General features: G+C 44.3%; 8 protein-coding genes and 1 pseudogene. 3 read left to right on the plus strand and 6 right to left on the minus strand.

Features of this window, described 5'->3' with window-relative positions; all coding sequences use genetic code 11:
• Nucleotides 1-298, minus strand: a pseudogene (locus PL85_RS07045) (PilZ domain-containing protein); the annotation flags it as partial.
• Nucleotides 299-489: 191 nt separating this feature from the next.
• Here PL85_RS07045 and radA point away from each other — a divergent pair.
• Entirely contained in the window at nucleotides 490-1,869 is a 1,380-nt protein-coding gene (radA, locus tag PL85_RS07050; RefSeq protein WP_013856131.1) for a DNA repair protein RadA, read from the plus strand.
• A 162-nt stretch (nucleotides 1,870-2,031) separates the two neighbouring features.
• The gene (fusA, locus tag PL85_RS07055) at nucleotides 2,032-4,125 is read left to right on the plus strand and encodes an elongation factor G (protein ID WP_017043055.1); all 2,094 of its coding nucleotides are present in this window, start codon (nucleotides 2,032-2,034) and stop codon (nucleotides 4,123-4,125) included.
• A 168-nt stretch (nucleotides 4,126-4,293) separates the two neighbouring features.
• Here the strand turns inward: fusA and PL85_RS07060 are convergent, their stop codons facing one another.
• The 5 genes from PL85_RS07060 to PL85_RS07080 all read right to left on the minus strand — a co-directional run bounded on the left by PL85_RS07060 (nucleotide 4,294) and on the right by PL85_RS07080 (nucleotide 10,472).
• Nucleotides 4,294-4,506, minus strand: coding sequence for a VF530 family protein (locus PL85_RS07060; protein ID WP_013856133.1), 213 nt, complete (start codon nucleotides 4,504-4,506; stop codon nucleotides 4,294-4,296).
• Nucleotides 4,507-4,660: 154 nt separating this feature from the next.
• Nucleotides 4,661-6,349: an AMP-binding protein gene (locus PL85_RS07065; RefSeq protein WP_115339256.1), complete on the minus strand. Its 1,689-nt coding sequence runs from the start codon at nucleotides 6,347-6,349 to the stop codon at nucleotides 4,661-4,663.
• A 176-nt stretch (nucleotides 6,350-6,525) separates the two neighbouring features.
• Entirely contained in the window at nucleotides 6,526-7,674 is a 1,149-nt protein-coding gene (locus PL85_RS07070; RefSeq protein WP_094150815.1) for an HD domain-containing phosphohydrolase, read from the minus strand.
• A 224-nt stretch (nucleotides 7,675-7,898) separates the two neighbouring features.
• Nucleotides 7,899-9,047: a chromate efflux transporter gene (chrA, locus tag PL85_RS07075; protein ID WP_115339255.1), complete on the minus strand. Its 1,149-nt coding sequence runs from the start codon at nucleotides 9,045-9,047 to the stop codon at nucleotides 7,899-7,901.
• Between the two features lie 114 nt (nucleotides 9,048-9,161).
• On the minus strand, nucleotides 9,162-10,472 hold the full coding sequence (locus PL85_RS07080; protein WP_115339890.1) for an MATE family efflux transporter: 1,311 nt from the start codon (nucleotides 10,470-10,472) through the stop codon (nucleotides 9,162-9,164).
• A gap of 324 nt (nucleotides 10,473-10,796) precedes the next feature.
• Between PL85_RS07080 and PL85_RS07085 the strand changes: the two genes are divergently transcribed.
• Nucleotides 10,797-11,849 (plus strand): UDP-glucose--hexose-1-phosphate uridylyltransferase, encoded by a 1,053-nt coding sequence (locus PL85_RS07085; protein ID WP_105977219.1) that lies wholly within the window; start codon nucleotides 10,797-10,799, stop codon nucleotides 11,847-11,849.
• The last annotated feature ends 3 nt before the right edge of the window (nucleotides 11,850-11,852 follow it).

The following is an 11,852-nucleotide window of genomic DNA, read 5'->3' on the forward strand; positions in this document are numbered from 1 at the left end:
CACCTTCCGTGTACGCACCAAATTTTTTGACCCCTTTGTGATAGGCGTTAAAGGCCACATCGTCGAACCAATGTTTTCGGCCATCTAATTCATATTCTCGGCATTCCCCTTGTACCCGACCTCGCAAGTCAATACTTTTAACACAAGGAGCCATGATGCGATTGAGCTCCATTTTGACCAGTAATTTTGCCGACGGTGATTCATCTTCTGTCATTTGTGAAAGAAGGTATTCAAAATCAGGTAAACGGTAAGCTGGGATCAAACGCTCTGCGATTGATAGAATTTCAGATTGCTGCATACTTTTCTGTTAGAGTGTCCGTCTCAAAGATTAATCGGCATCGTTATCATAATCTTTAGTTATCTGTTGCGAAGGTTCAACCTTTATTTAAACGTAAATCAACCTATATCACTTCATGATTACTTAACAGTTTAATCTTTAAGCTTGAAAAGTATAGGTTACCAACAAGAAACAGGAATTGTTGAGGAAGCATGGCAAAAGCAAAACGCGCCTATGTATGTAATGATTGCGGCGCAGATTTTCCGCGTTGGCAAGGTCAATGTAGTGCTTGTGGTGCATGGAATACTATCACCGAAGTACGCTTGGCAGCATCGCCGCAGGTTGCACGTAATGAGCGACTAGGTGGTTACGCTGGGGCGGTAACGGAATCACAAGTCCAAGTGCTGTCGGATATTAATCTGCAGGAAGTTCCACGGTTTTCTAGCGGCTTTAAAGAGTTGGACCGAGTATTGGGTGGTGGTGTCGTACCCGGCGCGGCGATTTTAATCGGTGGTAACCCTGGCGCTGGGAAATCGACTTTATTGCTGCAAACCATGTGTCAGCTCGCAGCGTCAATGCCTGCTTTGTATGTCACGGGTGAAGAATCGCTTCAGCAAGTCGCGATGCGAGCCTCTCGTCTTGGTTTACCTAAAGATAAGCTTAAAATGCTGTCGGAAACCAATGTAGATCGCATTTGCCAAATCGCTGAAAAAGAGCAGCCCCGCATCATGGTCATAGACTCAATTCAAGTGATGCATGTGGCCGACGTCCAATCCTCTCCCGGTACGGTGGCACAAGTGCGCGAGTCTGCGACAACGCTCACACGCTACGCTAAGCAAAACAACGTTGCCGTATTTTTAGTCGGACACGTTACTAAAGACGGTTCTTTGGCTGGTCCAAAAGTGCTAGAGCATATTATTGACTGCTCGGTATTGCTCGACGGAGGGACTGATAGTCGTTTTCGTACATTACGCAGTCACAAGAACCGATTTGGTGCGGTCAATGAACTCGGCGTTTTTGCCATGACGGGACAGGGCTTGCGTGAAGTGAGTAATCCTTCTGCCATTTTCCTTTCGCGAGGCGAAGAAGATACTTCGGGCAGTTCGGTGATGGTTGTATGGGAAGGAACGCGTCCACTGCTAGTGGAGATCCAAGCACTGGTTGACTATTCACAATTAGCGAACCCAAGGCGAGTCGCCGTTGGGCTTGAGCAAAATCGCTTATCTTTATTGTTGGCAGTGCTTCACAAGCACGGTGGCTTACAAATGTCCGATCAAGATGTGTTTGTTAATGTGGTTGGTGGCGTTAAAGTGACGGAAACAAGCGCCGATTTAGCACTTCTTATGGCACTGCTTTCAAGCTTCAGAGATAAACCACTTGCTAAAGATGTTGTGGTGTTTGGCGAAGTCGGTTTGGCCGGAGAAATTCGCCCAGTACCTAGTGGTCAAGAGCGATTAAATGAAGCATTTAAACATGGTTTTAAGAAAGCAATTATTCCGATGGCGAATATGCCTAAAGGTGGAATACCTGGCATGCAATTGCACGGTGTGAAGAAATTATCTGAAGCAATTGAAGCATTTGATGAGTTATAAATCTTAATTAAACTCGCCTCTTTTACGGTTATGACCTATATTTCACCGACAGTTCGTAACCGTACTATATTTTTTTTCAAGCAAGCGTATGCAAGGGTATCAGTCTTGACAGATTGTGATATACTCTGCGCGCACTTTATACCTTATTAACAGAGTAAGACAATGGCAGATTTATCAAAATACAGAAACATTGGTATTTTCGCGCACGTTGATGCCGGTAAAACCACTACCACTGAGCGTATTCTTAAGCTTACTGGTAAAATCCACCGTACAGGTGAAGTACACGATGGCGCTTCTACCATGGATTTCATGGATCAAGAAGCTGAACGCGGTATCACAATTCAATCAGCAGCGACGACTTGTTTCTGGAAAGATCACCGTTTTAACGTTATCGATACTCCTGGGCACGTTGACTTCACAGTTGAAGTTTACCGTTCTCTGAAAGTTCTTGATGGCGGTGTTGGTGTATTCTGTGGTTCTGGCGGTGTTGAACCTCAGTCAGAAACTAACTGGCGTTACGCGAACGATTCAGAAGTAGCTCGTCTGATCTTCGTAAACAAACTAGACCGTATGGGTGCAGACTTCTTCCGCGTTGTAGGACAAGTGAAGAAAGTTCTTGGCGCAAACCCACTTGTTATGACTCTTCCAATTGGTCGTGAAGACGAATTCGTTGGCGTTGTTGACGTATTAAATCGTCAAGCTTACGTTTGGGATGATTCAGGTCAGCCAGAAAACTACGAAATCAAAGAAATTCCAGCAGACATGGTAGAGCAAGTTGAAGAATACCGTGAAATGCTAATCGAAACTGCAGTAGAGCAAGACGACGAGCTAATGATGGCTTATATGGAAGGCGAAGAGCCAACTATTGAGCAACTAAAAGCTTGTATCCGTAAGGGTACTCGTGAATTAGCGTTCTTCCCTACATTCTGTGGTTCAGCATTCAAAAACAAAGGCATGCAACTTCTACTAGATGCCGTTGTTGATTATCTTCCAGCTCCAGCTGAAGTTGTACCTCAAGATCTGACTGATCCTGAAACAGGTGAGCCTACTGGTAAAGTTGCAACAGTTTCTGTTGATGAACCATTCCGCGCACTTGCGTTCAAGATCATGGACGACCGTTTTGGTGCCCTAACGTTTATCCGTATTTATTCTGGTAAACTGAAGAAAGGTGACACCATTCTTAACAGTGCTACTGGTAAGACTGAGCGTATTGGCCGTATGGTTGAGATGCACGCGAACGATCGTAACGAACTTGATTCCGCTCAAGCGGGTGATATCATCGCTATCGTTGGTATGAAAAACGTGAAAACTGGTCACACTCTATGTGATCCTAAACACGAATGTACTCTTGAGCCAATGATTTTCCCAACGCCTGTAATCTCTATCGCTGTTGCTCCTAAAGACAAAGGCGGTTCTGAGAAGCTAGGTATTGCGCTAGGTAAAATGGTTTCAGAAGATCCATCATTCCAAGTTGAGTCTGATGAAGAAACTGGCGAAACCATCCTAAAAGGTATGGGTGAACTTCACCTAGATATCAAAGTTGATATCCTTAAGCGTACACACGGCATTGATCTTATCGTTGGTGCTCCTCAAGTTGCTTACCGTGAAACTATCACTAAAGCAATTGAAGACAGCTATACGCATAAGAAACAGTCTGGTGGTTCTGGTCAGTTCGGTAAGATCGACTACCGTATCAAACCAGGTGAGCCAAATTCAGGTTTCACGTTCAAATCAGTAGTTGTTGGTGGTAACGTACCTAAAGAATTCTGGCCTGCTGTAGAGAAAGGCTTTAAGTCTATGATGGACCAAGGTGTTCTTGCTGGGTTCCCTGTACTAGACGTTGAAGTTGAACTGTTCGACGGTGGCTTCCACGCAGTTGACTCATCTGCAATCGCATTTGAAATCGCAGCGAAAGGTGCATTCCGTCAATCTATGCCTAAAGCTGGCGCTCAACTTCTAGAGCCAATTATGCACGTTGACGTGTTTACTCCAGAAGATCACGTTGGTGATGTTATCGGCGACCTTAACCGTCGTCGTGGCATGATTAAAGATCAAGAAGCTGGCGTAACAGGTGTACGTATTAAAGCGAACGTTCCTCTATCTGAAATGTTTGGTTATATCGGTCACCTACGTACAATGACATCTGGTCGTGGTCAGTTCTCTATGGAGTTCTCACACTACGCTGCATGTCCTGCAAACGTTGCAGAGCAAGTTATTGCTGACGTTAAAGCACGTAAAGAAGCAGATAAGAAGTAATTCTTAAAAGCTAAGCTGAACGTAAAAAGCCCCACCAGTGAAAGCTGGTGGGGCTTTTTTATGTAACAACGAAATAGAAAAGGGCATAAAAACCGATAAAAGCAGAACCGATAAAAGTGGAAACTGCCGGGCGAAGGTAGTTTATGCTACTCAATTTATATCGTTTAGTTAGCCCTTAAGGTTGATATAGATTTCTTCAACTTTAATACGTGCCCATTCAGTTTTACGTAAAAACTTCAAGCTTGATTTAATACTCGGATCCTTTTTAAAGCAGTTAATATTGACCATGTAGCTGAGCTCTTCCCAGCCATAGTATTCAACGAGATCCGTGAGTAGTTTTTCTAAAGTGACCCCATGCAGCGGGTTATTATCTTGTGTCATGATTCAATTATTCAATAGCGTTATTTAAGCTAAGTATAGCAGGCACAGGAGTTAAATTAGGACAAAATATTAGGCAATATAGGAGGTTGTTAGTGTGAAAACTTGGTGTATTGGCAGGTTAGAGGCTAAGTCCAACCTGCTCAATTAGAATGGATTACTCTTCCCAAACAACCAGTTGTCCTTTTGGCCAATTGTGCCCCATTTCATGATATTTCTGTTCTAATACATGCCGCTTGATTTTTAAGGTAGGAGTGAGGACACCATTTTCGATTGACCATGGCTCCTTTATCATTAGCACGCCTTTGATTTGCTCATGCGATTCCAATTCCTCATTCATCCGCTTAATGACTTTTTGAGTAGTACGCTCATAACGAACGCGATCAAAATGAGGGAAATTATGTGGAACAACTAGCAAAATAGGGGCGGGAAGCCCTAAGCCAATCAGACACATCATCTCGACTCGAGTGTATTCGAACAGTTTATTTTCGATAGGTACGGGAGCCACAAACTTGCCTTTGGCTGTTTTAAAGGTATCCTTTTTGCGCCCTTGAATGGTGAGATAACCTTCAGCATCAATAAAACCGATATCGCCGGTATGTAGCCATCCTTCTTTATCAAATGACTCTTGAGTTGCAATGTCATTTTTATAATAGCCAGAAAATAGTCCTTGGCCACGCACCATAATCTCATGATCATTATTAGCGATTTTAAGTTCGATTCCTGGGCCTGCTCGTCCAACCGACCCCAATTTGTCGGCTCTAAACGGGTAGTTCAGGGTGCTATAAGCAAAAGATTCTGTCATGCCCCAAGCTTCGGTAATGTTCAGCCCAATTTGGTGATACCACTCTAATAACGCCGGTGATACGGGAGCAGAGCCACAACCAAGCACACGTGCTTGATCAAGCCCTAAGCCATCAGCAAGTTTCTTCTTAATCAGCGTACTTACAAAAGGGATCTTTAGCAGAAAATTGAGCTTTTTCTGCGGTAATTTGTCTTGAATGCGTTGCTGAAATAGAGTCCATAACCTTGGTACTGAGATAAAGAGCGTCGGGCGATGCATTTTGACATCTTCAATAAAGGTGTCTAATGATTCAGGGAAAGCCGTTTGTACCCCACCCATGATGGAAGAGCCCAAAATATAAACACGTTCAGTAATATGAGCTAAAGGGAGGTAGGAAAATAAACGGTCGTTTTCTTGAATGCCAATGTGGTTTATAAGCTGCTGAGCTGACCAGCTAAATGCACCGTAGGTCAGCATAGCCCCTTTCGGCAAGCCCGACGTACCCGATGTATAGACTAAAGACATCAACTTGTTGTCATAATGTACAGGGCGTTCTGTGCTTGGCGGATAGTGCTCAATCAATTTTGTAAACAGGTGATCGCAAGTGGGAGCTGAATCATAGGGTAGTGCAATACTGATGATATCTGGCAAATGGTTCAATACTTGTTGGGTGGCTTGGCCGTTATCGAGTTTACCCACAATGACTATTTTTGTTTCGCTATGGGTGAGACAGTATTCGATGGTGTCGGCGCCAGCCGTTGGAAAAATGGGAACACTGACAAAGTCGCCGAGCATCATTGCGAGATCACACACAAACCATTCAGCGCAGTTTTTGGAAATGAGTGCAATTTTATCTTGGGGTTTTGCCCCTAGCGCTTGTAGCGCCGAGGCGAGCCTGAGTGCTTTGTCGGCCACTTCAGCATAGGTGTATTCAACAAATTTTCGGTTAATAATTTGTCTTAAATAAACTTGGTTGGGGCGTTCCGCTGCCCATTTCAAGATCATTTCATTCGGTGGTGGGAGAGCACAAGTTGCTTTGCTTAACTCGTTAGGCTGGATCATTCTCTAACTCCATGTTATTGGCAAAAATATTATTGTTTTTATGTTAATGTTTTGTTAACTCTAGCATGGTGGAATGGTTAGGTAAAAGAAGATTGTAGTTACTAAACGTTAAAGTTGCGCGCTGGATTCACTTTCTTATTTTGACACTATTAACTCAGAGTGACGTTTATTTCTGTTCAGTTGAATCTATCCTTCGGGTCAATTTCTGGGTGGGTATCAATCACTTGTTTTAAGTACTCTTGATGATAGCGAAGGGCATTGACACAGTGTTTATCAAGCTTGCCGCTCACGACCATTTTTTCCAGTTCGAGAAGGGCAAAAGGAACAGACCAAGCTTGTTTGTATGGACGATGGCTTGTTAAGGCATCAAAGACGTTGGCAACAGCAATAATGCGTGCCGATATCGGGATATTGTCTTGCATTAGGCCGTAAGGGTAGCCACTGCCATCCAAAAACTCATGATGATAAGCGACGATCTCTTTTAATATGGATATGCAAGGGTGATCAGGTGTACCTATGTCATCAATAATTTGATTAATGATTTCAATCCCTTTTTCTATGTGGCTATACAGTTGAGCACGCTCTGGTTTATCTAATGTATTCGGGTTAAGTAATAAGCTTGTCGGTAGGGCAAGTTTGCCTATGTCGTGATAGCGCGAAAACTGGATAATGTTATCAATGGTTTCATCATCCAGTTGATAAATGTCAGCAACCTCAGTAGCGATGACTTTGGCATAACAGCTAATACGTTCTTTATGCTCTTTCGATTCCAGTTGATGCTCTGGGGAGCGCGCTTGAGTCAAATTTACAGTCTCTAAAATAGTGTGGACTAAATCGTATTCAGAGCAAACTGCAAAGCGAATCATCTCAATAAAAGGTTCTACATTCTGCTTTACCTGTTCGGTAAACAAATGGCTTTGACACGAGTTGAGGAAAATAAAGCCAATAAATACTTGCTGGTGGTAAGTCGGAATCGCCAGTGATGAACAATAACCTTGCTCAATTAGCCAGCGAGTATGAGGATAGTCTGGCTTCAATTGGATTGGGATATTTTCAACGCTACGACTCTGGCCGTTTTGTGCGCATTGCTTAAGGACTGGAAGCTCAGCAAGTGGAAACTCGTAATGTATAAGCTCGCCCCCGTGAAAGGTGCTGTCGGCGTAGGTTTTCAAATTATCATGATGATGGTCGTATAGCGCAAAAGAGATACGGTCAATCTCTGGGACTTTGACTTGCATTCGTTGGTGTATGTTAGCCAGTTGCTTATTGAGTGGACCAACATGTGGAAAATAGGCGTGCTCGCAACCTTTGCTATGCGTATCCATCGCGTGTTCCTCTGCGCTACAGGGTCTCCAAGGTTGAAATGGAGAAGATCTTCTAATTGATAAGTTTAGAACAGATAAGCGATGCGTGCGTGAAATTTAAATAAAAAATGGGTTATATAACCAAGCAATATGAGGTGGTACTGGAAAGCCGTTGGATGACGCAGGGTCACTAGATAAATACGGCTATTTGACGCCATTTTTAGTCACAAGGCGTATGGCCAATTTCAGTTTAATCCAAGTGCAATACCACTGAGCATAAAGAATATAACCAGCCAGACAATAGGCAGTTTGAGCTGTTTTAGTAGGTAAAAACCGGTCAGAACGATCGCCATATCTAGATGATTGCTGACCGAGCTTGTAAATACAGGGTGATATAAGGCTGAGAGCAGCAAACCAACGACGGCGGCGTTAACACCGTTAATTGCTCCTGATACTGATCGATAGTTTGCTAAGGCTTGCCAATTTTTAAGCACGCCGAGCAGTAACAAAAAACCCGGCAAAAAGACGGCAATGGTCGCCAGCGTTGCGCCTAAGATTGGCGCTTGTGGTAGTAGAGCGTAGCCAATGTAAGTGGCGAAGGTAAACATTGGACCAGGAACCGCTTGTGCTGCGGCATATCCTGTTAAAAACAGATCCGGGTCAAGTGCGTCGCCAACCAAATTTTGCAGCAATGGAAGTACGACATGCCCGCCGCCAAACACTAAGCTACCCGCTTGATAAAAGTGGTTAAATAGAGCGATTTCAGGCATCAAGTGGGCGGAAAAAGGCAAACCGACTAGTAAGCCAATAAAGAGAGCGAAAGGGACGAAAGCGGGGACAAATGAACGTTCAGTGGCTAAATCTTGACTAGGGAGCCATTTCACTCCGATCAGCGCTGCCCCAATGAGAACTCCGATTTGCGTTCCAATACTGGGTGTAACAATCAGCATCACAGCGGTGGCCACACACAACCCAACGGTTAAGCGATTCTTACAGAAGTTTTTATACATTCCCCATGTGGCATCCGCGACAACCACAACGGCTAGCAGTTTTAAGCCGTGAATCACGTTTTGAAATAAGGGGGTTTGTAGTAATTGGCTGCTGGCGATGGCAAGGGCAACCATGATCAAAACCGAAGGGAGTGTAAAACCAGCAAAAGCGGCGCATCCACCCAATAAGCCACCACGATGGTATCCTAGTGCAAACCCAACTTGGCTTGAACCTGGCCCTGGCAAAAACTGGCTTAAGGCAACGATCTGTGCGTATTCTTTATCTTCAATCCATTTTAATTTTTCAACGAATGTATTGCGGAAATAACCAATGTGAGCGGCTGGCCCACCAAAGCTTATCCACCCAAGCAGAAAAAAAGTTTTGAAAATAGTAAACATGTGCATAAGCACTCTTAAAGAGACGTTGTTTCGCTACTTTAAAAGGATGTTTGAGCAGATTCAAATTTAATCCTTAACCATTTGTAAACCGCAGAAAAACGATAAACAGACAGGCATGGGTTAACTGAGTTTAAACTTAGTCCAAGCCTTAGATCGCCAACGCCTAAACATGATGATGCCTCTAAACCATTCATCCACCGAAATGGCCACCCATGCACCCATAACTCCCCATCCCCAATGTAGGCCAAATAAGTAAGTTAAACCTGCGCCAAAAGTCCACATGCTTAATATGCCCATCTGCACTGGAAAGCGAATGTCTCCTGCGCCTTTGAGTGCGGCAATAAAAATTAGGTTAAACGTGCGCCCGGCTTCCATTGCAATGGAGCCAGCAATTAACCCTGCGACCAAGGCCGTTATCTCAGGATCAGAAGTGAAGAGGGCGATGATGTCAGCGCGCAGTAGATAAATTGAGGTCGTCAATGTGCTGGAGACGAGAAAGCCAACCACAAAATATTGTTGAACTTTAGTCAGAATCTCATCCACCCAACCTTTACCAATGTAGTAGCTAGTTTGAATTTGCCCGGCTTGCCCAAGAGCCACTGAGAATGCAAAGGCGAGACGGGCAATGTTTTGCGCATAAGTAAACGCGGCCAATGAAGCCGTGCCCATTTTTACAACGAAAAAAATCACCGTCAGTTGCATCATGTTATAGGAAAGAATCTCTCCCGCATTCATCATGCCGATCTTGATGATCTTCTGGTATAGCGGCTTCGGGATGATTTTCCACTCTTTCACCGGTAGTGATATGTGGTAGTACTTAACGGTGTAGTACAGCAAAATAGTGCTGACAATTTGGCTGAACACTGTTGATATCGCAACCCCTTGTACACCGTAGACGGGCAGTCCAAAGGGTTGAAAAATAGCAATATAGTTACCGATTATATTCAATAATCCGGCAAATAAATTAATGAACATCGGCGCTTTGGAGTAGCCGTTACTGCGCAAAATCGTCGCCAGTACAATGCCGATGGTAACGTTTACTGTAAAGCTGCCACTGATAACCAGATATTCATAGCCATATTGTGCAACCTGCGCTTCTAGGCCGTAGGCATTCATGACTGAATTAGCGCTCAAATAAGCGGCTAAACTGAGCGATGAGCCAATGATTAATCCAAGCAGTAAACTGGCCACCCCAACATGTGCCGATTCACTTTGGCGGCCAGAGCCATTGTATTGTCCAATCAGGATCCCTGTACCACTGCTGACCATCATTGAGACAATCAGCAAGAAAAAATTGATTTGAGTGATAACCCCAACCGCTGATACAGCCTTGTCTGAATAACTACTCAGCATAAACACATCACTGGTGTTAATCGCCGTCCGTAATAAAATCTCAATAAAGATCGGCCAAGTCAAAGTGACGATATTCATTCGGTTATTCAGTTCTACACGGCTTTGGGTCATGGGCTAAAACTCAGCAAGGTAAGTCGAACTAGAGAAGATGATGGTGCAAGGTGGTGGGCAGCAAAACATCTCACTAGAGCCTACCTGTGCGTATTGTATACGTAATTTAAATAAAATCAGTTAAGTGAAGGGAATTGTTTTAGAGTTTTCATGGAAACGTTTACATTGTGGTGTTTTGATCACAGATTGAAAGCGAGTAAGGCTGTTAGACTTTTTCCAGAGTGATAATCAGCTTAATTTTTATCTGGCGTGATGTGCTGGACTATCAAATAGCATAATTGAGTAAGCAATATGTCGAATGTTGAATTTAACCCAGTGGATCATCCACATCGTCGCTACAACCCACTCACGGGGCAGTGGATTTTAGTCTCACCACATCGCGCTAAACGCCCTTGGAGCGGGGCTGATGAAAAGCCAGCGGTAGATGAACTGCCAAGTTATGATCAGAAGTGTTTTCTTTGTCCGACAAACGAGCGTATCTCTGGTGATGTCAACCCAGACTACCAAGGTACATACGTATTCAACAACGACTTCGCAGCACTGATGGTAGATTCGCCAGATGCACCGGAGTCCGATAGCCCTCTATTCAAAACTCAAGGTGTGCGTGGTTTGAGCCGAGTGATTTGTTTCTCTCCAGATCACAGCAAAACTCTGCCAGAGTTACCCGTGGGCAACATTCGCAGCGTGATTGATACGTGGAACGATCAAATCGAAGAGTTAGGTAAAGAGTACGTTTGGGTGCAAGCATTTGAGAACAAAGGCGAAACCATGGGTTGTTCCCAACCTCACCCACACGGCCAAATCTGGGCTAATAGCTTCTTACCCAATGAAATTGAACGCAAGGAGCACAACCTAAAAGCGTATTACCAACAGCAGGGTAGTAACCTGCTGGTGGATTATGTGCAAGCTGAGCTGAAAGATGGCTCACGCATTGTGCTGGAAACAGAGCATTGGGTGGCTGTTGTGCCTTACTGGGCTGCATGGCCATTTGAAACCATGTTGCTGCCAAAAACGCATATCCGTCGCATGAGTGAGTTGAGTGATGCGCAACGTGACGATCTCGCCGTTGCGATCAAAAAACTGACCAGCCGTTACGACAACCTGTTCCAATGTTCTTTCCCTTATTCTATGGGCTGGCATTACGCGCCTTTCTTTGAAGAGGGTACGAACATTGACCATTGGCAACTGCATGCACTGTTCTACCCACCACTGCTGCGCAGTGCCTCGATTCGTAAGTTTATGGTGGGTTATGAAATGTTGGCTGAAAGCCAACGAGATTTAACCGCAGAACAAGCGGCGCAGCGTCTGCGCGAGCTAAGTGATGTTCACTACAAAGAGCAGTAACGT

This window comes from Vibrio anguillarum (assembly GCF_001989995.2).
In the GTDB taxonomy this organism is placed as follows: domain Bacteria; phylum Pseudomonadota; class Gammaproteobacteria; order Enterobacterales; family Vibrionaceae; genus Vibrio; species Vibrio anguillarum.

Bases quoted from the DNA above. Each gene is read 5' to 3' on its own strand.
- radA (WP_013856131.1), top strand. From the start codon at position 490: ATGGCAAAAGCAAAACGCGCCTATGTATGTAATGATTGCGGCGCAGAT.
- fusA (WP_017043055.1), top strand. From the start codon at position 2,032: ATGGCAGATTTATCAAAATACAGAAACATTGGTATTTTCGCGCACGTT.
- PL85_RS07060 (WP_013856133.1), bottom strand. From the start codon at position 4,506: ATGACACAAGATAATAACCCGCTGCATGGGGTCACTTTAGAAAAACTA.
- PL85_RS07065 (WP_115339256.1), bottom strand. From the start codon at position 6,349: ATGATCCAGCCTAACGAGTTAAGCAAAGCAACTTGTGCTCTCCCACCA.
- PL85_RS07070 (WP_094150815.1), bottom strand. From the start codon at position 7,674: ATGGATACGCATAGCAAAGGTTGCGAGCACGCCTATTTTCCACATGTT.
- chrA (WP_115339255.1), bottom strand. From the start codon at position 9,047: ATGCACATGTTTACTATTTTCAAAACTTTTTTTCTGCTTGGGTGGATA.
- PL85_RS07080 (WP_115339890.1), bottom strand. From the start codon at position 10,472: ATGAATATCGTCACTTTGACTTGGCCGATCTTTATTGAGATTTTATTA.
- PL85_RS07085 (WP_105977219.1), top strand. From the start codon at position 10,797: ATGTCGAATGTTGAATTTAACCCAGTGGATCATCCACATCGTCGCTAC.